20 protein-coding genes are annotated in these 25,647 nt (G+C 70.9%); 3 read left to right on the top strand and 17 right to left on the bottom strand.

The genetic code is table 11. From position 1 onward, the window contains the following. Nucleotides 1-99 precede the first annotated feature (99 nt). A complete protein-coding gene (locus OHA11_RS29215; RefSeq protein ID WP_266501437.1) occupies nucleotides 100-756 on the bottom strand; it encodes an SgcJ/EcaC family oxidoreductase in 657 nt (218 codons plus the stop codon). A gap of 229 nt (nucleotides 757-985) precedes the next feature. On the opposite strand from OHA11_RS29215, the gene OHA11_RS29210 reads away from it, so the two are divergent. Next, nucleotides 986-2,326 carry a sensor histidine kinase gene (locus tag OHA11_RS29210; RefSeq protein WP_266501434.1) on the top strand — a complete coding sequence of 447 codons (1,341 nt, stop codon included), beginning with the start codon at nucleotides 986-988 and terminating at the stop codon, nucleotides 2,324-2,326. Then, nucleotides 2,305-3,051, top strand: coding sequence for a response regulator transcription factor (locus OHA11_RS29205; protein ID WP_266501431.1), 747 nt, complete (start codon nucleotides 2,305-2,307; stop codon nucleotides 3,049-3,051). Before OHA11_RS29210 ends, OHA11_RS29205 begins: the two co-directional genes overlap by 22 nt. A gap of 22 nt (nucleotides 3,052-3,073) precedes the next feature. Here OHA11_RS29205 and OHA11_RS29200 read toward each other — a convergent pair whose 3' ends face one another. From OHA11_RS29200 to OHA11_RS29155, 10 genes are all read right to left on the bottom strand, one after another. Further along, on the bottom strand, nucleotides 3,074-4,282 hold the full coding sequence (locus OHA11_RS29200) for an SUKH-4 family immunity protein (protein ID WP_266501428.1): 1,209 nt from the start codon (nucleotides 4,280-4,282) through the stop codon (nucleotides 3,074-3,076). Nucleotides 4,283-4,555: 273 nt separating this feature from the next. Then, nucleotides 4,556-6,865 (bottom strand): xanthine dehydrogenase family protein molybdopterin-binding subunit, encoded by a 2,310-nt coding sequence (locus OHA11_RS29195; protein ID WP_266501426.1) that lies wholly within the window; start codon nucleotides 6,863-6,865, stop codon nucleotides 4,556-4,558. Beyond that, nucleotides 6,862-8,424: a 2Fe-2S iron-sulfur cluster-binding protein gene (locus tag OHA11_RS29190; RefSeq protein ID WP_266501425.1), complete on the bottom strand. Its 1,563-nt coding sequence runs from the start codon at nucleotides 8,422-8,424 to the stop codon at nucleotides 6,862-6,864. The genes OHA11_RS29195 and OHA11_RS29190 overlap by 4 nt, the downstream gene beginning before the upstream one ends. Continuing rightward, nucleotides 8,421-9,314, bottom strand: coding sequence for a xanthine dehydrogenase family protein subunit M (locus tag OHA11_RS29185; protein WP_266501423.1), 894 nt, complete (start codon nucleotides 9,312-9,314; stop codon nucleotides 8,421-8,423). The genes OHA11_RS29190 and OHA11_RS29185 overlap by 4 nt, the downstream gene beginning before the upstream one ends. A gap of 277 nt (nucleotides 9,315-9,591) precedes the next feature. Next, a complete protein-coding gene (locus OHA11_RS29180; RefSeq protein ID WP_266507536.1) occupies nucleotides 9,592-11,412 on the bottom strand; it encodes a beta-N-acetylhexosaminidase in 1,821 nt (606 codons plus the stop codon). Nucleotides 11,413-11,446: 34 nt separating this feature from the next. Continuing rightward, nucleotides 11,447-12,313: a carbohydrate ABC transporter permease gene (locus OHA11_RS29175; protein WP_266501421.1), complete on the bottom strand. Its 867-nt coding sequence runs from the start codon at nucleotides 12,311-12,313 to the stop codon at nucleotides 11,447-11,449. 14 nt (nucleotides 12,314-12,327) lie between these two features. Beyond that, a complete protein-coding gene (locus tag OHA11_RS29170; RefSeq protein WP_266501418.1) occupies nucleotides 12,328-13,425 on the bottom strand; it encodes a carbohydrate ABC transporter permease in 1,098 nt (365 codons plus the stop codon). Nucleotides 13,426-13,430: 5 nt separating this feature from the next. Continuing rightward, nucleotides 13,431-14,744, bottom strand: coding sequence for an extracellular solute-binding protein (locus OHA11_RS29165; RefSeq protein WP_266501416.1), 1,314 nt, complete (start codon nucleotides 14,742-14,744; stop codon nucleotides 13,431-13,433). Nucleotides 14,745-15,397: 653 nt separating this feature from the next. After that, entirely contained in the window at nucleotides 15,398-15,694 is a 297-nt protein-coding gene (locus OHA11_RS29160) for a DUF3039 domain-containing protein (protein WP_055614622.1), read from the bottom strand. A 29-nt stretch (nucleotides 15,695-15,723) separates the two neighbouring features. Then, nucleotides 15,724-16,296, bottom strand: a complete 573-nt coding sequence (locus OHA11_RS29155; protein ID WP_266501415.1) for a YqgE/AlgH family protein — start codon at nucleotides 16,294-16,296, stop codon at nucleotides 15,724-15,726. A 251-nt stretch (nucleotides 16,297-16,547) separates the two neighbouring features. Here OHA11_RS29155 and murA point away from each other — a divergent pair, with 251 nt between their 5' ends. Beyond that, complete coding sequence (murA, locus tag OHA11_RS29150; RefSeq protein WP_266501413.1) at nucleotides 16,548-17,894, top strand: UDP-N-acetylglucosamine 1-carboxyvinyltransferase; 1,347 nt, start codon at nucleotides 16,548-16,550, stop codon at nucleotides 17,892-17,894. A 212-nt stretch (nucleotides 17,895-18,106) separates the two neighbouring features. Here the strand turns inward: murA and OHA11_RS29145 are convergent, their stop codons facing one another. The 6 genes from OHA11_RS29145 to OHA11_RS29120 form a co-directional block, all read right to left on the bottom strand. Continuing rightward, a complete protein-coding gene (locus tag OHA11_RS29145; protein WP_007382399.1) occupies nucleotides 18,107-18,388 on the bottom strand; it encodes an HU family DNA-binding protein in 282 nt (93 codons plus the stop codon). Between the two features lie 488 nt (nucleotides 18,389-18,876). Further along, the gene (locus OHA11_RS29140) at nucleotides 18,877-20,292 is read right to left on the bottom strand and encodes an NAD-dependent malic enzyme (protein WP_266501410.1); all 1,416 of its coding nucleotides are present in this window, start codon (nucleotides 20,290-20,292) and stop codon (nucleotides 18,877-18,879) included. A gap of 404 nt (nucleotides 20,293-20,696) precedes the next feature. After that, nucleotides 20,697-23,162 (bottom strand): UvrD-helicase domain-containing protein, encoded by a 2,466-nt coding sequence (locus tag OHA11_RS29135; protein WP_266501408.1) that lies wholly within the window; start codon nucleotides 23,160-23,162, stop codon nucleotides 20,697-20,699. An 82-nt stretch (nucleotides 23,163-23,244) separates the two neighbouring features. Then, nucleotides 23,245-24,018 carry an anti-sigma factor gene (locus OHA11_RS29130; protein ID WP_266501406.1) on the bottom strand — a complete coding sequence of 258 codons (774 nt, stop codon included), beginning with the start codon at nucleotides 24,016-24,018 and terminating at the stop codon, nucleotides 23,245-23,247. A 38-nt stretch (nucleotides 24,019-24,056) separates the two neighbouring features. Further along, nucleotides 24,057-24,578, bottom strand: a complete 522-nt coding sequence (locus OHA11_RS29125; protein WP_010039908.1) for a sigma-70 family RNA polymerase sigma factor — start codon at nucleotides 24,576-24,578, stop codon at nucleotides 24,057-24,059. Between the two features lie 196 nt (nucleotides 24,579-24,774). Next, nucleotides 24,775-25,380: a CGNR zinc finger domain-containing protein gene (locus OHA11_RS29120; protein WP_266501403.1), complete on the bottom strand. Its 606-nt coding sequence runs from the start codon at nucleotides 25,378-25,380 to the stop codon at nucleotides 24,775-24,777. Between the last annotated feature and the right edge of the window lie 267 nt (nucleotides 25,381-25,647).

The raw sequence follows: 25,647 nt of genomic DNA, 5'->3' as shown, positions 1-25,647 counted from the left end.
TGGGGCAGGGCGCGAATGGGGCGCAACGGAAGCAAACGGGTGGGGGGCGAAGCGTTCGCCCCCGGCCACGCCCTGGCCCGGGACCAAAGCGGGCGCCGGTCAGGTCCGTGGCGGTGGGAGGAGGTTCTGGACCCGGGTGTTCTGGAAGGAAACGAGCTCCCAGCCTCGCTCCCGGTGAACGGCCACGTAGGTCTGGACGGAGTGGCTGTCCGGGCGGCATTCCGGCTCACCGGGGTTGGCGACACAGCCGTTGGTGATCACGACGGCGGTCGTGGGCGTCGGGTAGCGGAGCGTCACGGGTACCTTGGTGAAGACCAGGCGGGTCCCTTTCGTGTAGTTGTCGAAGTAGATCTGGAAGTTGCGGGCCATCTCCGGCCGGCCGCGCAGGTGCGTGCCGTCGAAAGTGATGAACTCGGCGTCCTCGGCGTAGGTGTTGGCGAAGGCCGCGCCGTCTCCTCGGTTCCACGCGTCGGCCTGCCGCTCGATGAGTCGCTTGAGCTGCGGAAGTGCGGATCCGGCCGATCCGGCCGATCCGGTGGCTTCGGCTGGTCCGGCTGGTCCGGCTGATCCCGTGGGTTCGGTGAGTTCACTCGTCGCCGTGAGGTGGCCGCCTGCCGGGTCCGGGGCCGGGGCGGTGGCCGCGTTCGCGCCCGTGGCGAGAGCGAACACCGCCGCGGCGGCCAGGGCGAGGGGCCGACGTAGACCGGTCCGCCGGGCAGTGTGCCGCTGATCTGACGCGGGCGAGCGTAACGTCATGTCAGTCCTCCATCGGTGAGGTGTGGTTCCCGCCGGTTCGGCGTCCGGTTCGGCGTCGGGTTCGGGTCCGGTCCGGGTCTGGACCCGGGCCTGGACTGCTCACCAGCGTCGTGGTGTGTCGGTCGGGCCCGCCATCTGCCGTACGGCGGAAACCGACCGTTGGACGTCGGCCGTCCTCTGCCGTTCGGCAGATCGCGGTGCGCGCGCCGCCGGAGGTACGTTGAGCTGCATGTCCGGTGGAGGGTGGGAGCGGGTGCGGTCGTGGTTACCGGGGGCGGCCGCCGCCGGGGTGGGCGTGCTGGCCGTCGTCGGATGGGTCACCGCCGGTCCGCTGGCCCCGCTCCCCGCCGTCCTCGCGGTGGCCGCGGTCGTCGTCCTCATCGTGTTCCCCGAGCGCACCCTGCCCTGGACCGCCGCTCTGGCCGGACTCGCCGCGTTCGTCTCGGCCGGGGTGACCCCGGTGCTGCTCGTCGGCGGCGGGGTGACAGTCCCGATCGCCGTGTGGGGCGTGGGAGAGGCCGGGGCGCTCCTGGTACTGACCGTGCTGGTGTGCAGGCGGGCGGCGACGCTCGGCCGGGCCGCGGTCGCCATCGCAGTGATCTGCCTGGCCGAGGCCGGGCTGATGGTACGTGTCGTGTGGCCCGAGTCACTGTCCAACATGCTCCTGACGACGGCCTACTGGTCGCTGGGGGCCGCCGTCGCCGTCTCCGTGGGCCTGCATCTGCGCTCGATGGACGAGGCATGGGCGCGCTCCGTCGCGGCGGCCCGCCGGACCCAGCGCCTGGAACTCGCCCGGGACCTGCACGACTTCGTCGCCCACGACGTCACCGGCATGGTGGTCCAGGCTCAGGCCGCCACCCATGTACTGGCCGGGCAGCCCGAGGTCGGCGCGGCCCTGAAACGCATCGAGGAGGCGGGGCAGAGAGCCCTCGCCTCGATGGAACGTACGGTGCACATGCTGCGGGGCACGGACGACGAACCGGCCGTCGGCCCCGGCCCGCCCCGAGTGCCCACGCTGGCCGACCTTCCCGCCCTGGTCGGTCACTTCGCGGCCATCGGCCCCTCGGTCCCCCGCCTGCACGTCGACCACGAGGCGGCTGCCGCGTCGGACCGGGAGACGGCCGCCACCGCCTACCGGGTGGTGACCGAAGCCCTGACCAACATCCGCCGCCATGCCCCCACAGCCGCCCACGTCGAGATCAGCATTGGTTGCGACGACGGCCCGGGCGGCCCGGGCGGCCCCGAGGACCCCGACGACCAGGAGCGCACGGGCGACGAGGGCAGCGGCTCATGCCTGGTTGTCGTCGTCTCCAACGGCCGTGCCCCGGCGGGCCGTCAGGACGCGGTACCCGCGTACACCGTCGGCGGTGCGCACCGCCGCCACGGTCTCGGCCTCATCAGCCTGGCCGAACGCGTGGAGGCGCTCGGCGGCACGCTCACGGCGGGCCCCACCGCCCCGGGCACCTGGCAGGTCACGGCCGTCCTGCCGATGTCCGCCTCGGCGCGGACGCCCACGCGAGCGACCTTGTCGACGACACCGGAGGAACCATGGCCACCACGGACCCGATGACCGCGACACCCATCCGGATCCTGGTGGCCGATGACCAACGCGACATCCGGATCGGCTTCCGGATGATCCTGGACGCGCAACCCGACATGCGCACCGTGGGCGAGGCCGCCGACGGTGCCACCGCCATCGAGCGCGCCCGCCGGCTCCGTCCCGACGTCGTCCTGGCCGACATCCGTATGCCCGGACCGGACGGCCTGGAGGTCACCCGCGTCCTGGCCGGGCCCGACGCCGCGCAACCGACCAAGGTCATCGTCGTCACCACCTTCGACCTCGACGAATACGTGTACACGGCCCTGGCCAACGGCGCATGCGGCTTCCTGCTCAAGCGCTCCGGCCCCGCCCTGCTCACCGAAGCGGTCCGCGCCGCCATGGCAGGAGACGTCCTCATCAGCCCATCCGTCACCGTACGGCTGCTGCGCCACCTCGCTCCCCGCTCCAGCGACCACCACCTGAGCCCGACGGAAGCACTGGCGGAACCACTGCTGGAACCACTGACGGAACCACTGACCGACAGGGAAGCCGAGGTCGCCCGGCTCGTGGCCCAGGGACGGACCAACGCGGAGATCGGCACCGCACTCTTCATCACGGCCGGCACCGCCAAAACCCATGTGGCCAACATCCAGCGCAAACTCGACGTACGCAATCGCGTCGGCATCGCCGCCTGGACCTGGCGGAACAGCCGGACCGATCGGACCGACCCGGACCGCCCGCGACCCTCCGGATGAACCACCTCGACCTCCGCAGGGCTCAGAGCACGCCGCCCGCCTCGTCCTGGAACAGTTCCGTCCAGTAGTGCCAAGTCGACTGCGGGGCCGAGCCCGTGGGGTCGACCGTGGACAGGGTCTGCGTCATCGTCGTGGCCAGTTGGTCGTAGGCATCCGCCGTCAGTTCGTGGGACAGGGTCTCGTCGATGGTCTTCTCGCGGTGGAGCAGCCAGAGCGTGAAGGCCAGCGTGGAGATGTCCGTGTTCAGGGCGTAGAGCGTGGCCTCGGGCTCGCTCCAGTTGAGGATCGCGCCCGTCGCGCCGTCCACCACCAGGCTGTTGTCCTCGATGAGGTGGCCGAGGCGTATCAAGTGGTCCGCGTCGTCGGGGAGTTCGTCGGCGGTGTACTCGCCCGGGCGCTCGTCCTCGTAGTACTCGGCGAGGGTCGGCAGCGGCACGTCCGTGTCCAGTTGGAACAGGAAGCCGTCCTCCGGCAGACCCGTCTCCCGCAGGAAGCGGCGGGTCGGTTCGTGCGCCAGCGCCGCCGGGAAGTCGACGTCCTCGAAGCGCGCGACCCGGCCCTGGCCGAACTCCTCGTCCAGCAGACGAGTGGGCAGGTCCAGGGTCAGTGCCGCGTCGGCGGGCGGGCCCGCGACCAGTGCCAGCGGGCGGATCAGCGCCGCCATCCGCCAGAACGGCGGGACCTCGCCGCCGGTGCCCTCCTCGAACACCGCGAGCAGTTGCCGCGACATCCCGGCCACGGCCTTCGGCCCGAACCGGCCCTCGTAGGAAGCGAATCGACCGCGTCGGGCGGCCATCTCCTCCGTCGCCGCCACGAAGTCCGTCAGCACCTGGAGCGAGGGTGCGAGCGGGCGGCGGTCCATCAGGTCGGGACGGTCCTGGAGGACGTACGTGGTGGAGACCTCACCCGTCGCTCCGTCGAGCAGGATCGACTCCGTCTCGGCGTCGGCCGGGCCGCGGAGTGCGCCTATCACCAGCTGGTCCCGCAGGTCCGCCGCCAGCAGATCCGGGTCTCCCATCGAATCCGCCACCGTCCGCGGGCCGCCCGCGCGCAGCGCCTCGAAGGTCAACAGGCCGCCGTCGCCCGGAAGTCCGGGGCCCGGCAGTCCGGGACTCGCCAGCCAGCTCCGCGTCGCCGCGTGCGTGACGTACGGGTCCAGTTCATCCTCGGTCAAGGTGATCGTCTTGGTGCCAGTGTCCGTACTCGTGGTCGTGCTCGTGCTCGTGCTCATCGTGCCCCCGCGCGTGGTGTTTCAGAGTCCCCCGGCAGGACCGGACCAGGCGGCAGCACAGGCAAATCCACGGCAACCCATGGCAATCCGCGGAAGACGCGGAAAGCCCACAGAGATTCGTGGAAGTCGTCCGCCGCCCAGCGGTCCTTCCCACTGCCCAGAACACTACGCGGCACCACTGACAACGCCCTGCCAGAGCCCTGGCACTGCCGTGAACAGCGGACCACTACCCGTGGTTCTCGCCGGTCTTCGCCAGTTGCCGCCCGGGAGGGGTCACTGCGTAGCCGTCACCACGGCCGCCTGTGGCCTTATCGGCAGCCGGTTCACCGGACGCCCCGTGGCCGCCCGTACCGCGGACGCGACCGCGGCCGGGGACGTGACCACCGGCACCGCGCTGACGGCCTTCGCGCCGAAGGGCGCGACCACGTCACGCTCCTCGACGAGCTTGACGATGCGGATGTCGGGGGTGTCGAGGGCGGTCGGCAGCGAGTACCCCGTGAGGTCGGGGTGGCGCACCAGCCCGCGCGCGGTGCGCAGGTTCTCGGTGAGGGCGACGCCGATGCCCTGGGTGACGCCGGCCTCGATGCGGGCGGCGAGCTGCGCGGGGTTCAGGACCCGTCCCACGTCCTGGGCGAGCGCCAGTTCCACGACCCGTACCGAGCCCAGTTCGATGTCGACGTCGACGACCGCGCGGACCGCGCAGAAGGCGAGCCCCACGAAGGCGTCGCCCTGTCCGGCGCCGTCCAGCGGCTCGGTGGGATGCGGGCGGCACTGCGCGGTCGCCCACAGCTCCTTGCCGTCCATCGCCTCCGTGACGGTGGTCGACAGCACACCGTCGTACGAGGTGATCTTGCCGTCGGTGATCTGGAGGAGCTCGGTGGACATCCCGAACTTGTGCGCCAGGGGCTGCAGCAGCTGCGTACGGACCATCTTGGCGGCCCGTTCGACCGCGCCGCCGGACACCCAGGTGTGGCGCCCGCGGCAACTCGGTCCCGCCGGGGGCTGATCGGTGTCCACGGAGGCCACGTGCACCTCTTCGATGCCGAGCGTCTCCTGGACGATCTGCCGGGCCAGGGTGGTGAAGCCCTGGCCGGTCTCCACGGCCGCGCACAGCACGGTGGCGATGCCGTCGTGGACCTTCACGGTGGCGGTCGAGACCTCGTCCGCGCCCTCGGCGCCGAGCATGTGGACCATGCCCAGGGCGTAGCCGACGCCGCGTCGCACGGCACCCGGTTCGCCGGCGCCCTCGGGGCCGCCGGGCAGCAGCCACTCGTCCTCGGGCGTGTCCTTCGGGAGGGCGGGCAGCGGGAAGTCCTGTACGGCCTGCAGCAGTTCGGCCACGGGGGCCGGGCACGTCACCGTCTGGCCGGTCGGGAGTACGTCCCCCGTGGCCATGACGTTGCTCAAGCGCAGCTCGGCCGGGTCGAGGCCCAGCTTCTTCGCCAGCTTGTCCATCTGAGCCTCGTAGGCGGCGCACACCTGCATGGCGCCCTCGCCGCGTACGTGCCCGGAGGGCGGGTTGTTGGTGCGGACGGCCCAGCCCTCGATGAAGGCGTTCGGGACGACGTACGGGCCGCAGGCGAAGGAGACGGCGGCGGCGAGGGCCTCGGACGACGTGTCGGCGTACGCGCCCGCGTCGAGCAGGATCTGCGCCTCGACCTTGACCAGCCTGCCGTCGCTGTCGGCGTGGTGCCGGTAGCGCAGGAGCGTGGGATGGCGGTGGGAGTGGCCCAGGAAGGACTCTTCGCGCGTCGCGGTGAGCTTGACCGGACATCCGGTCTTCATGGCGAGCAGTCCGAGCGCGAGCTGGAAGCTCTGGTCCTCGCGGTCGGCGGTGGCACCGGGCACACCGGTGACGACGACCTTCACGCGCTCCGGTTCCAGGCCGTAGCAGGCGGCCGCCGTGTCGCGGTCGGTGTGCGGGTCGGTGGACGCCACGTAGAGCTCGACCCCGCCGTCGGGGCGGGGCACGGCGAGGCCGGCCTCCGCGCCGATCGGGGCCGGGTCCTGGCGTCCGATGCGGTACAGGCCCTCGACGACGATCTCGCCCACCGCGTCCGGGTCGCCGTGGCGCAGCGGGATGTGGCGGATCAGGTTGCCGTCGGGGTGCAGGGGTTCGGCCTCGAAGGCCTGCTCCGGGTCGGTCACCGGGTCGAGTGTCTCGTACTCGACGATGACGGCGGCCGCGGCCATGCGGGCGGTGTCGGGGTGGTCGGCGGCGACGGCCGCGATGGGCTCCCCGTGGTGGCGTACGACCTCGGAGGCGAACACGGGCCGGTCGGCTCTGCCGCGGCCGTGCAGCGCGTTGCCGGGCACGTCCTCGTGGGTGATGACGGCCCGCACGCCGGGCATCTCGCGCGCGTGGGTGGTGTCGATGGACAGGATGCGCGCGTGCGGGTGCGGTGATCTGAGGACGGCGGCCCACAGGAGGCCCTCGGCCCACAGGTCCGCCGCGTACGGGAACGTGCCCTCGGTCTTGGCGCGGGCCTCCGCGGACGGCAGGGACACGCCGAGGCCGTGGGGCAGCGGCTCCGGAGCGGTGCCGGGCTCCGCGGTGGTCGCGGTGGCGGTGTCGTTGCTCACGCCTGGCCTCCGTCCTGGCCGTAGGACTGCTGGTGCGGCTGCTGGTGCGGCTGTGGTGACTCGAACGCGGACGGGTTGACACTTCCGGCGCCGGGGCCCGCCTGGTGCGGGATACGGGCATCCGCAGAGGGCGCAGCGTCCGTGGCGTTGTCCCCGGACGCGTGTGCCTCGCGCTCGGCGACGACGTCGCGTACGGCGTTCAGGACGCCCCGGTAGCCGGAGCAGCGGCACAAGTTGCCGCAGAGGGCCTGGCGCGTCTCCAGTTCGGTGGGCGCCGGGTTGCCCTCCAGGAGGTCGTGCACGGTCATCGCCATGCCCGGGACGCAGAATCCGCACTGCACGGCGCCGCACTTGGCGAGCGCCCGCTGGACGTCGGAGGGCTGCCCGTCGGCGGCGAGTCCCTCGACGGTGCGCACCTCGCTCCCGGCGGCGGTCACGGCGGGCACCAGGCAGGACGCCACGAGCCGTCCGTCCACCTGCACGTTGCAGGCCCCGCACTCACCCTGGGAGCAGCCGTCCTTGGCGCCCGCGAGGCCGAGCCGCTCGCGCAGCACGTAGAGCAGCGATTCGCCGATCCAGGCGTCGGTCACGGGCCGTTCGACACCGTTCACCCGCAGGACGTACGACGCGAGGGGGTGGTCGTTGTGCGCGGGCGCACTTGGGGTGTCGTCGGCCGCGGACTCCTCGGTGGCGTCAGCGGTGTCGGCGCGGGCCGCGGCGCGCTCCTCCGGAGAGGGCGCCCCGGGCTCGTCGCCGGGTTCGCCGGCCCGTTCCGGGGGGCCGTGACCGGACGACGCCTCCGCCGGTTCTGCGCGCATCGTGCCTTCGCGCATCGATTCTTCTCGGTCTACGGAGACGGCGATTTCGTCGGCGTGCTCTCCGGAGACATCGATGATCTCGGCGGCGTCGTGCTCGACGGTGCCGTGCTCGGCGTGGGCCACGGCCTCCTCGGCGGGCGACGGCTGGTCCGGGGACGGCTGCTGGGCCCAGGGCTCGCTGGCCCAGGGCGCCGCCGCCCCGCCCGGCAGGGTGGCCGGCGGGGTCCCGCCCCACTGCTCGACCAGCGACGACGTCGAGAACTCGCCTGACTCGTCGGGCAGATCACCGTTGGCGACGGGAATGGACCACTGTCCGGTCACGTCCTGGCCCGGCGCGCCCTGGCCGCCCTGTGGGGGCTCGTCGAAGGTCCACTGGCCGGTGGACCCGGGGTTGTACGCGAAGGCGTCCTGGGCGTGCTGCCGGTGCTCCTCGGGCAGGGCGTTGGGGTCGGGCCACTGCACGGCCTGCGGCTGCCCGCCCTCGGGGCCCTGGGGCGGCGCGCCCCACGGGCCGGGGGCGGCCGGGTCGGTTCCCTCGTCCGTGGCGGGCGCGACCGTTATCGGCGGCGGTACGTAGCCGTGGCCGGGCGCGGCGAGCGGCGAGTCCGCGAGGAGGGCGTCGATGCCCCCTTCGGGAAGCTTGACGAAGGCCGTGGCGCCGTCGTCGTAGTCGCCCTGGGGCAGCGGATCCCAGCGGCTGCCCGTCCGGGGGGTGCCCTCTCCGTGCTGGTCGTCGGTCACGAAAGTGCCCTCCCCAGTGCTCGTCGGGCCAGCGCGGCGACGGTGCGCCGCAGGTGCAGTACGGCGGGCGGCAGCTGTTGTTCGGAGCCGTCCTCGGCGGGCCCCGGGTCCGGGATGCAGGCCGCGGCGACGTACTCCCCGAAGGCGTTGAGCGCCTCGGGCACGATCGCGCGGCCGTTGTCCCAGTCGATCAGCGAGGCGACCCACAGCTCGGCGTCCAGCGGCCGCAGCGGCATCGGCGCTATGGCGCCCACGGCGCACCGCACTCCGCGCCGGGCGGGGTCGAGGACGAGCGCGACGGACGCGATGGCGCGCCCGGGTCCGGTCCGTCCGGTCGCCTTCAGGAAGACCTGCGGGGCGTGCAGCAGCGGCACGCGCACGTACCCGATGAGTTCACCGCCGCGGAGCAGTTCCATGCCCGCGAGGAGGTGCGAGACGGGGATCTCGCGGCGGGCGCCGCCCGGGCCCGCGATGATGAGCGTCGCCTCCAGCGCGGCCAGCACCGGAAGCGCGTCCCCCGTGGGGGACGCCGTGGCGATGTTGCCGCCCAGGGTGCCCGCGTTGCGGATCTGCGGTGGTCCCGCGGCCCTCGCGGCGGCCGCGAGGGCGGGGATGAGGGCGGCGAAGTCGGGGCGGCCCATGCGGGCATGGGTGAGGCCGGCGCCGAGGAGCGCGTGGCCGTCCTGGTACTGCCAGCCGCGGATCTCGCTGATCCGGCCGAGGCCGACGAGTGCCGCGGGCCGCAGTTGCCCGGAGTTGACGGAGGCCATGAGGTCGGTGCCGCCGGCCACGGGAACGGCTGCGGGCATGGCGGCGAGCGCCGCCACGGCCTCGTCCAGCGAGGCGGGCAGCGTCACGGCCTGCGCCGCCTGCGGTGCGTGCGTGGTCAAACCGGCTGCCCCTTCCCGCTGCCCCACCTGGTCCCACCTGTGTTGCCGTACGGTACGTGCTGACAGGGCGGACGTGGCAACTCTGGCACATCTTCCCGGCCCCACGACGCGGGGGTCCGCTAGGAGGCATTCCTACCCGCCACCGGCAGATGGTCCGTTTTCGCACCACATCGCCCGTCAGCGCGAATTGGCAGCCTTCGATGTCCCTTGGGTGTCTTTTTCCATGGGGGTCACCGTCCCAGGACAACCGCTTCGACGGCACCCCTTGGGAGACACCTCACACGTTCGGGGGCGCTCCCTCGATCGGGCGTCCGAGCACTCCGGGGCGCTGCTGCCACGGCAACGGGCCGGTGGGCGGCCGGTAGGCGACTCCGAGGGCGTCAAGTCGCCCGTAGTGGGCGGTCATCCGCCGCTCGAAGCCGGCGAAGTCGCGCTCCGCGGGGGCGGGCAGAGCACTCCAGGCGACCTCGGCGAAGGCGGCGAGCCGGGGAAACGCCTGGTAGTCGACGCGCGAGCGGTCCTCCATCACCTCGGTCCACAGGTTGGCCTGGGTGCCCAGGACGTGCCGCGCCTGATCGGGCGTCAACTCGGGCGGTACGGGTTCGAATCGGTAGACGTCCTCCAGGGTGCGTACGAAGCCGATGGGCACCGGCTCGTCGGGGCCGCCGTGCTGACGGTGGTCCAGGTAGACCTGCTGCTCGGGGCACATGACGACGTCGTGGCCCGCGCGCGCGGCCGTGATGCCGCCCTGGTAGCCGCGCCACGAGGACACGGCGGCGCCGGGGGCGAGGCCCAATTTTGTCGTCTCGCCTCCGGGCGCTCGGATCCCCTGTCGACACTCCTCGTCGAGCGGTCGCTTCGCTCCCTCCTCCTCGTCGCTTTCGACAGGGGCGCGCCCTTCGGCTCGACTCCCGCCCTCCAGGATCTCGTCCCAGCCGATCAGCCGGCGCCCGCGCGCGGTCAGCCAGTCGTCGAAGTGCCGGATGAACCACGACTGCAGCGCGTCCTCGTCCACGAGCCCCAGTTCCTCGATCCGCGCCTGCGCGGCGGGCGAGGCCTTCCACTGATCCTTGGCGCACTCGTCGCCGCCGACGTGAATGAACGCCGAAAACGCCGAGGTCGCCGTGGCGTCCACGGGGAACAGATCGAGGAGTTCCTCGAAGACGCCCTCGTAGAAGCGAAGGACGTTGTCAGTGGGGGCGAGTACGTTTTTGGAGACGCCCCAGGTGTCCCAGACGGAGAGGGAGGTCGTGTCGATGACGTCGGTGTTGCCGAGTTCCGGATATGCGGCGATGGCGGCCTGCGAGTGCCCCGGGATGTCGATTTCGGGGACGACGGCGATATGCCGCTCGGCGGCGTACGCGACGATCTCGCGGATGTCGTCCTGGGTGTAGAAGCCCCCGTGCGGCTTCTCCTCCCAGAGAGGCGAGGCGCGATGGCCGAATTTGGTGCGCGCCCGCCACGATCCGGTCTCCGTGAGCTTCGGGTACCGCTTGATCTCGATACGCCAGCCCTGGTCGTCGGTGAGGTGGAAGTGGAAGACGTTCAGCTTGTGCGCTGCCATCAGGTCGAGATAGCGCAGGACACCGTCCTTGGGCATGAAGTGCCGCGAGACGTCTAGCATCAGACCGCGCCAGGCGAATCGCGGGGCGTCCTCGACGACTTGGGGCGGGACGGTGTACGTGAGGTCCCGTCGCACGGGAGCGCGCCGGAAAGCCTCCGGACCGATGAGCTGACGCAGTGTCTGGGCGCCCCAGAACACACCGGCGGGGCCGCCGCCGCGGATCTCGATCCCCCGGCCGGCGACGACGCCGAGTGCGTACGCCTCCGGTTCGAGGGTGTCGTCGATTCGCAACCGCACGCAGTTCTCGGCGTCCTGAGGACCGGGCGGCAGCGAAAGGCCCAGGGCCGTACCGAGCGTCGCGCGCAGCCAGCGTTCGGTGCTGCCGGTGCCGGGACCGGCCCACAGGGTCGTGCCCACACCGAGCGGGACGCCGTCGCCCGAGGAACCCTCGACGGCGACGGGCGCCGGAATCACCCCGGCCGAGCCGGAACCCCCGCTCGGCGTACCGCCGTTCGCTGTCCCGGCCCCCGCCACGTCGCTGTTTGTCACGTCACTCACGTCCCTCACGTCAGTCCTTCACCGCGCCGCCCAGTCCGGAGACCAGCCGCCGCTGTACGAGTACGAAGAAGATGAGTACCGGAATCGTCATCACCGTGGACGCGGCCATCACACCGCCCCAGTCGGGGTCGTCGGGCTTGTAGAAGACGAGGAGAGCCATCGGAAGCGTGGACTGCGAGGTGTCACTGATGATGAAGGACTTGGCGAACAGGAAGTCGTTCCATGCGGAGATGAACGAGAACACACTGGTAGCCACGAGCCCGGGAAAGACCAGCGGGAAAAGGATCTGCCACAGGAACCGCGTCCTGCTCGCCCCGTCGATGTACGCCGCCTCCTCCAGGGCCTCCGGGACGGCCTTCACAAAGCCCCGCAGCATCCAGATCGCGAAGGGCAGTGAGAAGGCGATGTGCGGCAGGATCAGCGCGCCCAGCGTGTTGAGCTGCCCGAAGTCCCGCATCTGGAAGAAGAGGGGGATCGTCAGGGCCTCGATGGGCACCATCTGCGCGATCAGGAACATGATCAACAGGGTGGTGCGGAAACGGAAGCGGAATCGTGTCACGGCGGTCGCCGCGAGAAACGCGATGAGCGCCGAGACGGCGACGACGGTGACCGCGACGATGAGGCTGTTGAGGAAGTACCGGCCGAATTCCTGCTGCCCGAAGACACGCCGGAAGGAATCCAGGGACGGAGCCAGCGTCCAGGGTCGCGGCTCGGTCGACTCGATCTCCCCGGCGGGCTTGAAGGCGCTGAGCACCATCCAGTAGAGGGGGAATGCGACGACCGCCGCGATCAGCAGCGCCGAGACCTCGGCGGCCAGCCGCCACGGTCGCTGTACGGAACGGCGTGCGAAATCGCGTACAAAGCCTTCGGTTTTCACGGGACTTGCGGAACTCACAGCTCCTCCCCCTGCCTTCTGATCAGCCTCAGATATACGAGCGTGACGGCGAGCAGAATCAGCAGCATCACCACTCCGATCGCCGAGCCGAGGCTGTACTGGGAGGACGAGAAGGCCTTCTGGTAGGCGTACACGTTCAGTACGAGGTTCTGGCCGGCGATGCCGCCTCCGCCCGTCATGACGTAGATCTGCGTGAAGACCTTGAAGTCCCAGATGATCGACTGGATGGTGACGACCACGAGGATCGGACGGAGCATCGGGGCGAGCACCGAGCGCCAGATCCGCCACTGGGAGGCGCCGTCCAGGGACGCGGCCTCCAGGACCTCGGCCGGTACGGCGCGGATGCCGGCGTACACGGTGACCATCACGAACGGGAAGGAGCACCAGACGACTTCGAGCAGGACGAGGGCGAAGGCGCTGAAGCGGTCGTACGTCCACGAGTGGTCGCCGAGCCCGAGGATCCGGTTGACCGGACCGAAGTCGGGGTCGAAGAGGAGCAGCCACACCGTCGAGCCGGTCACCGCGGGCGTCGCCCAGGCGCCGAGCGCGGCCAGCATCAGCGCGAGCCGCGGCACGGCGCGGACACGTGTCAGAAGGACGGCCAGCGCGCAGCCCACCGCCAGCGTCGAGACGACACACGCGCCCGCGAACAGCACGGTGGCCAGCAGCACTTGCCAGAACTGCTCGTCCCCGAAGAGCGTCGCGTAGTTCCCGAACCCCTGGAAGGTCGTCGGCTCGCCGCCGCTGACCTGGGCCTGCGTGTACTCCAGGAACGAGATCAGCCCGAGCTGGTAGACGGGGTAGACGAGCAGCCCGCCGATGACGACGAGTGCGGGGGCGAGGTAGAGCCAGGGCGTCCATCCGCCCCGCGCGAGCGGGGACTTGCGGCCCGCACCGCCACGGCGGCCCGGGCGGGCCGCCGTGCGGGCGGGTGCGGGCGAGGCACCCTTGGCCGGGCCGGACCCCGCGCCCCGTCGGGGCGCGGGCGGGGCCGCGGCCCCGGGCTCCGCCGCGTCCGGCCCGCCGCCCTGCGAGGCCGGCTGCGCGGACGGGCCCGGCGGCCGGGCGGCACCCGGCAGCGGACGGTTCGTCATCCGGCTCACCCCGCGGAGCTGAACGCGGTGTTCATCTTCTTCGCCGCGTCCTTCGAGGCCGCCGCCACGCTCTTACGTCCGCTGACGACCTCCTGGAACATCGTCGGCAGGACGAGGGACGCGTCGATCTGGGACCAGGCGGGCGAGGCCGGGACGAACTTGGCACCCGCGCCGAGGGTCTTCACGAAGGGCTCGACGAACGGCTCGCGCTTGGCGACGTCCTGGCGTACGTCCGTGAAGGTCGGCAGGAAGCCCATGGCGTCGAAGAGTTCGTCCTGTGCCTTCTTCGAGGCGAGCTGCTCCATGAGGTCGACGGCGAGGCTGCGGTGCGTGGTGCTGTTCAGCACGCCGAGGTTGTTGCCGCCCGCGAACGCGGGAGCGATCTCACCCGACTTCACACCGGGCAGCGGCACGACCGCGTACTTGCCCTTGACCTTCCCGGCCTCGATCGCCGAGTGACTGAAGTCGCCGCCGATCGCCATGCCCGCCTTGCCGGAGGCGAAGGCCGTCACCGTGTCGTTGCCGCCCATGCTCGCGCACTTGGCGGCGGGACAGTTCTCGTCACCGAAGAGCGAGGTGTAGGCCGTGATGCCCTTCTGGGCGGCGGCGCTGTCGATCGTCGAGGCGTACGAGCCGCCCTTGCCCTCGGCGATCTCGCCGCCGTTGGACCAGATGAACGGCATCGCGCCGTACGTGTAGGCGCCGCCGACCGCGAGCCCGTACAGCTCCGGCTTCGCCTGCCGGATCGCCTTGGCGGTGCTGATCAGCTCGCTCTGGGTCTTGGGGACGTCGAGGTCCAGTTCCTTGAATATGTCCGTGCGGTAGTAGAGGGCACGGACGCCGACGAAGTACGGGGCGCCGTAGATCTTGCCGTCGACCGTGACCGACTGCTTGGCGGTCGGGTCGGTGTCCTTGGACTCGCTCCAGTCCGTGAACTCCTTGGTGATGTCGGCGAGACCGCCGTCCTTCACGTAACCGGCCGTGTCGGTGTTCCCGTACTCGATGAGGTCGGGAGCGCTCTTGGGGTCGTTGAAGGCGGCCTTGATCTTCTCGGCACGGGTCTCGACCGGGATGTACTGGACGTCGACCTTCGTGCCCTTGTGGGCCTTCTCGAAGGCGGCGACGACACCATCGACGACCTTCTCCTTGGGTGCGGTGTCGACCTCCTGGAAGAGCCACACCCGCAGGGTGCCGCTCTTCTCGTCCTTGCCCCCGGAGTTGTCGGAGGACTCGGGGGCGCAGGCGGTGGCCGTGAGCCCGGCGACGACCAGTGCGGCGATCGGGGCAACCATTCGGGCAGAGAGCTTGGGGAGTTTCATGGGGCGTCCTCCGGGGGAGCGCGTTGCAGCACGTGCAATGGTGGTTTTACGCTGCACAACACGGGGAGGTTATGGAGTACATGAACGTGCCCACAAGAGGTCTCAACCACTCTGTGACCGGCGAAAGCATTCCATGCAACGGGCAGGCAGGACAAAAGCCCCGGGCGCGACGATAACGCGCATCGGGGCCGACGTCTGTGATAACGCCCACGTGCCCGAGGGGAACGATGGGCGGGCCCGAGGGAAACGGTGGACGTGCCCGAGGGAAACGGTGGACGTGCCCGCACGGAACTCTGGGGTGTGCCCGTACGAACGCCGGGTGTGCCCGCACGAGCTCCGGGGTGTGCCCGCGCAGGACTCCGAGGTGTGCCCGCGCGGACACGCGGGACCTGTCCCACGCGAGCGGACGGGCTCCCCTCCCACGCGGGCGGACGGGCCCCCGGCCGCAGCGCGACACGACTCCCCGGCCCCGGAACGACGAGGCCGCGGCACCCGCATCGGGGCGCCGCGGCCGTACTGGATCTGCGCGGCGCACCGGGCCGGGCCGGTCGGGACCGGACGGGGCCAGGTCCGTCCCATGTCCGAGCCGGACGGGAACAAGCCTGCCCGGTCCGGCGGATGCCGGAGGCGGAGGCAAAGACGCGCCGGAGGCGTTACTTGTCGCCGCCGCCCTTGCCCTCGTCGCCGCCGGCGCCCATGGACTCGTAGATCTCCTTGCACATGGGGCACACGGGGTACTTCTTCGGGTCACGGCCCGGGACCCACACCTTGCCGCAGAGCGCCACGACGGGCGTGCCGTCCAGCGCGCTCGCCATGATCTTGTCCTTCTGGACGTAGTGGGCGAAGCGCTCGTGGTCCCCGTCGCCGTGCGACGTCTGCGGCGTCGGCTCTACGAGGGTCCCCGTCCCAGTGCCTCGCTGGGGCTGGGTCTCAGGCTCAAGAGTGCTCATAGACGCAAGAGTACTGAAGCCTGGGGGCATCAGTTGAGCGAAGGGTCGTCCGGATACGTGGCCACCATCGCCAACTCGTTGCGCTGGCGGCGCAGTACCTCGCGCCACAGCCGTTCCGGAGAGGGCGAGGAGACGTCTCCGGGCTCCGACTCCACGACGTACCAGGCGCCCTCGACGAGCTCGTCCTCCAGTTGTCCGGGGCCCCAGCCCGCGTATCCCGCGAAGATCCGGAGCGAACCGAGGGCCGAGGCGAGCAGCTCCGGCGGGGCCTCCAGGTCCACGAGCCCGATCGCCCCGTGCACCCGGCGCCAGCCGAGCGGAGCCCGCTCCCCCGACGCGCCCCCGGGGATCACCGCCACGCCGAGCGCCGAGTCGAGCGAGACCGGACCGCCCTGGAACACCACGCCCGGCTCGCCCGCGAAGTCCGCCCAGCCCGAGAGGATGTCGCCCACGTCCACCGGTGTGGGGCGGTTGAGGACGACGCCGAGAGAGCCCTCCTCGTCGTGGTCGAGGAGCAGCACGACCGCGCGGTCGAAGTTGGGGTCCGCCAGGGCGGGTGTGGCCACGAGCAACCGCCCTGTGAGCGAGGACACCTCGGTCATGCGAGACATGATCTCGCATCTTCCCCATGCGGGGGGAGGCAATGCCCTTACCCGGGTGAATGCAGCTCAGGGCGTACAGAGGCAGGTGGAGCGCACACCCCCGCCGGTGACCGCGTGTGTCCGTCGGCGAGCGGTTCGTGTTGTGGCAAAGCTATGACGTTCCTGAGGCGCACTTGGACTTACTGAACCGGGGTAGGCGGCCATTACGCTTGTTTCTTCGGCCCTGCCCCACCAACCGGAACGCGAGATACATGACCGTCAACGGTTCAGACGACGTACTCCTTGTCCATGGCGGAACCCCGCTGCAGGGTGAGATCCGTGTTCGCGGTGCGAAGAACCTCGTACCGAAGGCCATGGTCGCCGCGCTGCTCGGAAGCGCTCCGAGCCGGCTGCGCAACGTCCCCGACATCCGCGACGTGCGGGTCGTCCGCGGACTGCTGCAGCTGCACGGGGTGACGGTCCGTCCGGGCGAGGAGCCGGGCGAACTGATCATGGACCCGTCGCACGTGGAGAGCGCGAACGTCGCGGACATCGACGCGCACGCGGGCTCGTCGCGCATCCCGATCCTCCTCTGTGGTCCGCTCCTGCACCGCCTCGGGCACGCGTTCATCCCGGGCCTCGGCGGCTGCGACATCGGCGGCCGGCCGATCGACTTCCACTTCGAGGTACTGCGCCAGTTCGGCGCGACGATCGAGAAGCGCGCGGACGGCCAGTACCTGGAGGCTCCGCAGCGGCTGCGCGGCGCGAAGATCGCGCTGCCGTACCCGTCCGTGGGCGCGACCGAGCAGGTCCTGCTGACCGCCGTGCTGGCGGAGGGCGTGACGGAGCTCTCGAACGCGGCCGTGGAGCCGGAGATCGAGGACCTGATCTGCGTCCTGCAGAAAATGGGCGCCATCATCGCGATGGACACCGACCGCACCATCCGTGTCACGGGCGTCGACAGGCTCGGCGGCTACACCCACGCGGCCCTTCCGGACCGCCTGGAGGCCGCTTCGTGGGCGTCGGCGGCGCTGGCGACCGAGGGAAACATCTACGTCCGCGGCGCCCAGCAGCGCTCGATGATGACGTTCCTGAACACCTACCGGAAGGTGGGCGGCGCCTTCGAGATCGACGACGAGGGCATCCGCTTCTGGCACCCCGGCGGCCAGCTGAAGTCGATCGCGCTGGAGACGGACGTCCACCCGGGCTTCCAGACGGACTGGCAGCAGCCCCTGGTGGTCGCCCTGACACAGGCCACCGGCCTCTCCATCGTCCACGAGACGGTGTACGAGTCCCGCCTCGGCTTCACCTCCGCGCTCAACCAGATGGGCGCGCACATCCAGCTCTACCGCGAGTGCCTCGGCGGCTCCCACTGCCGCTTCGGCCAGCGCAACTTCCTGCACTCCGCGGTCGTGGCGGGCCCCACGAAGCTCCAGGGCGCCGACCTGGTCATCCCCGACCTCCGCGGCGGCTTCTCGTACCTCATCGCGGCACTGGCGGCCCAGGGCACGTCCCGCGTCCACGGCATCGACCTGATCAACCGCGGCTACGAGAACTTCATGGAGAAGCTCATTGAGCTGGGCGCGAAGGTGGAGCTGCCGGGCAAGGCGCTCGGCTAGCGAGAACACAGTCCCGGCCGGGGATCACTCAGCCCGGCCGGGGCCACTCAACTCAGCCGGGCACCAGTCGGCCCGGCCGACGTTTGAGGCCATCGGTAAGCGCGACAGCGATGGGGCGGCACCCGAACTCCGGGTGCCGCCCCATCGCACTTGCTGCTACCTACCTGCTGCCTACCTGCCGAACACCGTCCCGCGAGGTGTGGACGGCAAGGTCACTTGCCCTTGGCGGCTTCCTTGAGCTTCGAGCCCGCGGAGACCTTCACGCTGTAGCCGGCCGGGATCTGGATCGGGTCGCCGGTCTGCGGGTTGCGCGCGGTGCGAGCGGCACGGTGGGTGCGCTCGAAGGTCAGGAAGCCGGGGATGGTGACCTTCTCGTCGCCCTTGGCGACGATCTCACCGACGGTCTCGGCAAAGGCGGCCAGAACGGCGTCGGCGTCCTTGCGAGTCACCTCGGCACGGTCGGCCAGCGCGGCCACCAGCTCACTGCGGTTCATGTTGTTACTCCCGTGTTCTTCTTGCCGTTGAGGCGTGCCACGCGGCGGAGCCGCATATTGGGCACGTCGAAGCCGATGCTGCCAGGTTCCTCGGCGGTCCCCGGACCCGGGTCCGGGGACCGGACCCTCGCGCCCGAAGACGCATCCTGCCCCCACCTGCGGCGGGAAAGCCAATCCGGCACCCCTGGGAGTCACACGAAAAGCGCCACGGCCTCGAATTGGTGACGCTTCGTCGGTTCCCGGCAGCGGACCGCAGGGCCTGGTGGGCCCTCAGGGACTTAGCCCCTGGTGGGCCCTCAGGGACTGAGCCATGGCCGCCACCCTAGAGGCGGCCCGAGGCCCCACGTCCGGCGACGCGCCGGTACGGGCGCCGGGTGGCCACTGTCACAGTCGCCGCCTACCGGCCCGTCCGGCGTTTGAGGACGAGGCCGTTCAGGCCGACAGCGGGGGCCTGGGGGCGGCGGCCCCCAGACGGGGCGGGACGGCGCTCAGGCCGTCGCGCCCGCGGCCTTCGCCGCGTTGCGGACCGCTCCCGCGACCGCGCCCGCGACCTTGTCGTTGAAGACGCTGGGGATGATGTAGTTCGGGTTGAGCTCGTCCTCGGTCACCACGTCCGCCAGGGCCGTTGCGGCCGCAAGCATCATCTCCGTGTTGACCGTGCGGGACTGAGCGTCCAGCAGACCGCGGAAGACACCCGGGAAGACCAGCACGTTGTTGATCTGGTTAGGAAAGTCGGAGCGGCCGGTGGCCACGACGGCCGCGGTCTGCCGGGCGATCGCCGGGTCGACCTCGGGGTCGGGGTTCGCGAGCGCGAACACGATGGCGCCCTCGGCCATGGCGGCCACGTCGTCGCCGTCCAGCACGTTCGGGGCCGAGACGCCGATGAAGACGTCCGCGCCGCGCACGGCCTCCTTCAGCGTCCCCGTGACCCCTTCGGGGTTGGTGTTGTCGGCGATCCACCGCAGCGGCGAGTCGGCGGCGGCATGCACCAGGTCCGCACGGCCCGCGTGCACGACACCGTGGATGTCGGCCACGACGGCGTGCTTGACGCCGGCGGCGATCAGCAGCTTCAGGATGGCCGTACCGGCCGCGCCCGCGCCGGACATGACGACACGGATGTCGCCGATCGCCTTGCCCGCCACCCGCAGCGCGTTCGTGAGGGCCGCGAGCACGACGATCGCCGTGCCGTGCTGGTCGTCGTGGAAGACGGGGATGTCGAGGGCCTCACGGAGGCGGGCCTCGATCTCGAAGCAGCGCGGGGCCGAGATGTCTTCGAGGTTGATGCCGGCGAAGCCCGGGGCGATCGCCTTGACGATCGCGACGATCTCGTCGGTGTCCTGGGTGTCCAGGCACAGCGGCCAGGCGTCGATGTCGGCGAAGCGCTTGAAGAGGGCCGCCTTGCCCTCCATGACCGGCATGGCGGCCATCGGGCCGATGTTGCCCAGGCCCAGGACCGCCGAGCCGTCCGTCACGACCGCGACCGTGTTGCGCTTGATGGTCAGCCGGCGGGCGTCCTCGGGGTTCTCGGCGATCGCCATGCACACCCGGGCCACGCCCGGGGTGTAGATCATCGAGAGGTCGTCACGGTTGCGGATCGGGTGCTTGGACTGCATCTCGATCTTGCCGCCGAGGTGCATCAGGAACGTACGGTCGGACACCTTGCCGAGCGTGACGTCATCGATGCCGCGCAGCTGCTCGACGATCTCGTCCGCGTGCGCCGTGGAGGACGCCGCGATGGTGACGTCGATCCGGAGCTTCTCGTGGCCGGAGGCCGTCACGTCGAGGCCGGTCACCGAGCCGCCGTGGGACTCCACGGCCGTGGTGATCTGGGAGACCGCGGTTCCGCTCGCGGGCACCTCCAACCGGACCGTAATCGAGTAGGAGACGCTGGGCGCCGTTGCCATGGCCGACTTCCTCTGCTTTCACCGGGTGCTGCGAGCGCTGCTGGTTCGCGGGTTCGCCGGTCCGATGGTCGCACCTACCGCGGAGTACGTGGTAGCCGCCCTGGATTGCGAACGTTTTGTTCTCAATCAAAGAGAGGCCCCTGTCACTGGGTGACAGGGGCCTCTCGTCCGCTCACGACACGTCGAACGGAACACGTTCACTACACGTTCAATGACACCGACCCGCCATGCTCGCCTCGCGGCAAGTGGTCGCTCGTAGCGACGAAGGTTGGGCCCGGGGGCTTGGATCGGGCCGGTGCCACACCAACCGTAACAAACGATCCCCGTAAGGCAATTCCCGTACCGGAGGTTCACAGAGAAGGTTCCGCCGGACGGTCCCGTCGGGGCGCGGGCCGTGGTCCCGGTCAGTCCCGCAGCAGGTCCGGCACCCCGTTCGCGTCCGGTTCGTCGCGGTCGGCCGAGACGACGGTGAGCTGCTGAGTGGCCCTGGTCAGCGCCACGTACAGCACGCGCAGTCCGGCCGGTGACTCGTCGGCGATCTCCGCCGGGGAGACGACCACCGTGGCGTCGTACTCCAGGCCCTTCGCCTCCAGGCTGCCGAGCGCCACCACGCGGTCGCCGAGCCCGGCGAGCCACCGCGCGGTCTCGGCACGGCGGTTCATGGCGACCACGACGCCGACCGTGCCGTCGACCTGGTCGAGCAGCCGCGCGGCCTCCTCCCGCACGGTCTTCGCCAGGGAGTCCCGCACCACCGCGCCGTGTCCGTTGTTCGTCGCGACGAAACGCGGCCGTACTCCCGTGGAGCGCACCGCGGACGGCGAGGTGGAGCCGGGCATGGCCAGGGCCAGGACCTTGGCGGCGAGCTCGGCGATCTCGGCCGGGTTGCGGTAGTTCACGGTGAGGGTGAAGCGGCGGCGCGGGCGGGTGCCGAGGGCCTCGTCGCGGGCCTCGGCGGCCTCGTCCGGGTCCGACCACGAGGACTGGGCGGGGTCGCCGACCACCGTCCACGTGGCGTGCCGTCCGCGGCGGCCGATCATGCGCCACTGCATGGGCGTGAGGTCCTGCGCCTCGTCGACGATGACGTGCGCGTACTCCGTACGCTCCTGGGCCAGGCGCTCGGCCCGCTCGCGCTGCGTCTCCTCGCGTACGGGCATGAGCTCCTCCAGGCCCGTCAGGTGGTCGAGCGGGTCGAGATCGCGCTTCCTGCGGGGGCGGACCGGGGTGCCGAGGATCGCCTGGAGTTCGTCGAGCATGGCCACGTCGTGCACGGAGAGGCCGTCCCGCTTGAGGGAGCGGGCCACCCGGCGCACCTCACCGGGGTTGAGGATCCGGCGCGCCCAGCGGCCGAGCCGTTTCTCGTCGGCCATCGCCTCCAGGACGGCACGCGGTGTCAGCTCGGGCCACCAGGCGTCGACGAACGCGATGAAGCTGTCCTCGGAGCTGACGTCCTCGTCGAACGACGAGCGCAGCTCGGCCGCCAGCTCGGGGTCGGTGTGCCGGGTCCCGGCGCCGGACCGTGCCCAGAGGGCGTCCAGCAGGAGCTTGCGGGCGCGCGGGCGCAGCAGGTTCACCGGGGCGGTACCGGACAGCGCGTTCTGGCGGATCCGGTCCAGCTCGGGCGCCTCCAGCTCCAGGCGCCGCCCGAAGGCGACGACGCGGAGGCGGGTGGGCGTCCCGGAGGGAGTCTGCGGTTCGTCGTCCGAGTCGGCGAAGTCGTCGTCAGGGTCGCCGAACGCGAGCTGCCCGTTCTGCTCGTCCTGGGCGTTCCGCCCGTTCCGTCCGTTCTGGCGGCCTCGCGCGGGCGTGCGCCCGGACGCGTCCGGCGTTTCCAGGGCTCCCCGTGCCGCCTTCCGCAGCACCTTCAGCATCCTGCACGAGCCCTTGGCCCGGGCGACCGCCGGTGCGTCGTACAGCGTGGCCTCGGCGCCGTCGACCAGGGAGCCGACCGCGCGGATGGCGACCTGGCCCTCCTCGCCGAGGGACGGCAGCACGCCCTCGGTGTACGCGACCAGCAGGGGCGTGGGCGAGACGATCAGGATGCCGCCCGCGTACCGCCTGCGGTCCTGGTAGAGCAGGTAGGCGGCCCGGTGCAGGGCGACCGCCGTCTTGCCGGTGCCGGGCCCGCCCTCGACGTACGTGACGGACGCGGCGGGCGCCCTGATGACGAGGTCCTGCTCGGCCTGGATGGAGGCGACGATGTCCCGCATGGTGTGGCTGCGGGCCTGGCCCAGCGCCGCCATCAGCGCGCCGTCGCCGATCACCGGCAGTTCGCGGCCGGAGAGGGAAGCTTTCAGCTCCGGGCGCATCAGGTCGTCCTCGACCCCGAGGACCCTGCGGCCCTTGGAGCGGATGACCCGGCGGCGTACGACCCGGCCGGGGTCGACCGGGGTGGAGCGGTAGAACGGGGCGGCCGCCGGGGCCCGCCAGTCGATGACCAGCGGCGCGTAGTCCGAGTCGAGGACGCCGATACGGCCGATGTGGAGGGTCTCCGCGATGTCGGCGGTGTTGTCGGGCCGTACAGCGCCCTCGGCGGGTTCCACCGCCGTGTACGCGCCGTCCGGGCCCTTCTTGCCGTCCTTGCCCGCGAGGAGGTCGATCCGTCCGAAGAGGAAGTCCTCGAACTCGTTGTTCAGGCGGTTGAGGTGGACCCCCGCCCGGAACACCTGCGCGTCACGCTCCGCGAGTGCTCCCGGCGTACCCACCTGGCCGCGCTTGGCGGCGTCGTTCATCAGGAACTCCGCCTCGTGGATCTTTTCCTCAAGGCGCCGGTACACCCGATCCAGGTGTTCCTGTTCGACTCCGACCTCTTGGTCGCGCACGGAGTCGCCCACCGGATCGAACGCCGTTTCCTGCTGAACCTGAGCCGCCACCGGGCCCCCTTCTGACGTGCATCGCAGCCGTCAACCGTACGCGAAGGGGAGCCCGGCAGGCTACGTTTCCGCTCTTGATCGCCTACACGTCGACCTCGACCAGCTTCTTGCCGGCGAAGGTCATGACCTCGAAGTGGTCGATGTCCTCGGGATTCATGGCGACGCCGCCGTGTACGTAGAGCGGGCTCTTGGCCTGTTCGGTGGTGGCGTTCTTGATGCCGTAGCCCCATTTCGGGACGGCCCAGGTGGTCGCCGTCTCCCGCTCGCCGTTCTTGCCGACGGCGATCAGGGAGCACTTCTCGGGCCCCTTGACGTTCTTCAGCTCCAGGACCGAGTGGGTGCCCCAGGCCTTGCTCTCGATGCCGACCGTGGCGGTGACCTTGGTGCTCGCGTCGGTGGCCTCGACCTTTTCGGTCATCTGCGTGAACGCGTCCTTGGCGGGACTGCTCGACTGGGCCAGCGGTTGGTTGGTGGCCTCGTCGCCGCCGCCGGTCGCCGCGATCGCGACGATCGGGCCGCCGATGATCAGCGAGGCCGCGAGCCCGAAGAACATGCGCCGGGTCCTCTTGGCGCGGACCCGGGTCTGGGCGACCTCGACGACCAGCCGGTCCGCGAGCTGCGGGCTCGGGCGGGCGGCCAGCGACTCACCGATGGCCGGAGTGCCCTGGGCCGCCGGCAGATCCGCCAGAGCGGCCAGCATCGGCTCCATGCCCGCGAGTTCGTCGAGCTGCTGCCCGCACCACTCGCAGGTCGCCAGATGCGCCTCGAAGGCGGTCGCCTCGGCGTCGTCGAGGATGCCGAGTGCGTAGGCACCCACTGTCTCGTGCAGATCGCCCTGCCCCTGCGAACTTTGCATGGGTCCAGGACTACCCGTTCCGTATCCCCCGTATGTGCTCATGCCGTCACCCCCCGCTCCTCCAGTGCGAGTTTCATTGAACGCAGGGCATAGAACACCCGTGAGCGAACCGTGCCGCTGGGTATCCCCAGGGTTTCGGCGGCTTCGTTTACGGTACGCCCCTTGAAGTACGTCTCGACCAGTACCTCCCGGTGGGCGGGGGTCAGGTCGTCGAGCGCGTCAGAGAGTGTCATCAGCCACAACGCCTTGTCGATCTCGTCCTCCGCGGGAATGACCTCCAGCGGCGACGGGTCCACCTCCTGCGGCCGGGCCTGCCGGCTGCGGTGCCCGTCGATGACGATGCGCCGAGCGACCGTCACCAGCCAGGGGCGTACCGAACCGGTAGCCCGGTTGAGCTGCCCGGCGTTCTTCCAGGCGCGGATGAGCGTCTCCTGCACGACGTCCTCCGCGCGCTGCCGGTCCCCGGCGACCAGCCGCAGCACATAGGCGAGCAGGGGTCCGGCGTGTTCACGGTAGAGCGCACGCATCAGCTCCTCGTCCGGCTCCGAGGGCTGGGACATACGATGTCGGGCCCTCGGCGATCGTTCATCGGCCACGGCGGAATCCTTGCGCACGCCTACCTCCGGTGTCCGGGGGATCCCCCAGTCGGTCGCTCATCCCGGATTACGGGCGCAGGCGCGGCTGTGTTCAAAGTGACGGGCATTCTTTGTGAGGAGAGTGTGGGGAAGTTGGGGGGCTCTCCTTCACGAGTGAACTCTAAGCCCGCGCGAGGGCTGCTCTGCGCCGGTGCCTCGCCACCCGCTCGCGGTTCCCGCACACTTCACTGGAGCACCACCTGCGACGACGCCCTCTGGACGTATCCAGGTACACGATGGGGCAGTTGTCTCCCTCACACTCGCGAATGCTCGCACGAGCGGCCGAGTCGGTGAGGAGTTCCACTGTGTCACGGGCGATGGACGCGAGGAGCTCGGCACAGGCGGGCGGGCCCTCCAGAGCGCGTACGAGCGAGCCGCCCGGGTCCCACACCGCATGCGGCACGGGCGGTGCGGTACGGGCGAGTTCATTGACCCGGGCCAGCGCGATGCCGAAGGGACGGGAATCCCTGGAGGGCTCCCCTCGCACCAACTGCCCTATGTGGCCGCGCAGTTCGCGAAAGCCGACGAGCCAGGAGGCGTCGGCCGCCGCGAGTGGCGTGCCCGCCGGGACGAGTCCGGATCCGGTGATCCAGGCCCGCAACGGCTCCGCGGAGTCGAGCCGTTCCTCGGGGTGCGTGGTGGCCAGGAGATCGAGACAGATCCGTCCGGAGTCGAACCGCAGCTCGTACGAGGCTGAGGCCGTGGCTGTGGCCGTGCCCAGTGCCATGTGCCTGTCACCGCCTTGGGGTTACCGCCATAAGGGGGTCGGAGAGGGATCGTGAGGGGGATGCGGGAGCGGGGGGTACAGGAGGGGGCCGTGCGTGGCCCGTACCCCCTACAGTGCCTTCCCCCGAGCGCGGCGGGAACCCCCGCGCCGACTCGTACCCGCCGCTCCGCCACGTGACCGCCACGCGACCACCACGCGCTGGACGTCCGCTTATGCGGGCGCGCGTCCGGAGCATGTCGTCCGCGGCGACCGACGGGTTGACTCATA

It is taken from the genome of Streptomyces sp. NBC_00878, assembly GCF_026341515.1.
Lineage (GTDB): Bacteria > Actinomycetota > Actinomycetes > Streptomycetales > Streptomycetaceae > Streptomyces.
The sequence above is the reverse complement of the archived record's forward strand: the minus strand, read 5'-3'. Positions and strand labels throughout refer to the sequence as shown.

Excerpts from the sequence above, each read along its gene's own strand:
- OHA11_RS29215 (WP_266501437.1), bottom strand. The coding sequence starts at position 756 with ATGACGTTACGCTCGCCCGCGTCAGATCAGCGGCACACTGCCCGGCGG.
- OHA11_RS29210 (WP_266501434.1), top strand. The coding sequence starts at position 986 with ATGTCCGGTGGAGGGTGGGAGCGGGTGCGGTCGTGGTTACCGGGGGCG.
- OHA11_RS29205 (WP_266501431.1), top strand. The coding sequence starts at position 2,305 with ATGGCCACCACGGACCCGATGACCGCGACACCCATCCGGATCCTGGTG.
- OHA11_RS29200 (WP_266501428.1), bottom strand. The coding sequence starts at position 4,282 with ATGAGCACGAGCACGAGCACGACCACGAGTACGGACACTGGCACCAAG.
- OHA11_RS29170 (WP_266501418.1), bottom strand. The coding sequence starts at position 13,425 with ATGACGAACCGTCCGCTGCCGGGTGCCGCCCGGCCGCCGGGCCCGTCC.
- OHA11_RS29165 (WP_266501416.1), bottom strand. The coding sequence starts at position 14,744 with ATGAAACTCCCCAAGCTCTCTGCCCGAATGGTTGCCCCGATCGCCGCA.
- OHA11_RS29160 (WP_055614622.1), bottom strand. The coding sequence starts at position 15,694 with ATGAGCACTCTTGAGCCTGAGACCCAGCCCCAGCGAGGCACTGGGACG.
- OHA11_RS29155 (WP_266501415.1), bottom strand. The coding sequence starts at position 16,296 with ATGACCGAGGTGTCCTCGCTCACAGGGCGGTTGCTCGTGGCCACACCC.
- murA (WP_266501413.1), top strand. The coding sequence starts at position 16,548 with ATGACCGTCAACGGTTCAGACGACGTACTCCTTGTCCATGGCGGAACC.
- OHA11_RS29145 (WP_007382399.1), bottom strand. The coding sequence starts at position 18,388 with ATGAACCGCAGTGAGCTGGTGGCCGCGCTGGCCGACCGTGCCGAGGTG.
- OHA11_RS29140 (WP_266501410.1), bottom strand. The coding sequence starts at position 20,292 with ATGGCAACGGCGCCCAGCGTCTCCTACTCGATTACGGTCCGGTTGGAG.
- OHA11_RS29130 (WP_266501406.1), bottom strand. The coding sequence starts at position 24,018 with ATGCAAAGTTCGCAGGGGCAGGGCGATCTGCACGAGACAGTGGGTGCC.
- OHA11_RS29125 (WP_010039908.1), bottom strand. The coding sequence starts at position 24,578 with ATGTCCCAGCCCTCGGAGCCGGACGAGGAGCTGATGCGTGCGCTCTAC.
- OHA11_RS29120 (WP_266501403.1), bottom strand. The coding sequence starts at position 25,380 with ATGGCACTGGGCACGGCCACAGCCACGGCCTCAGCCTCGTACGAGCTG.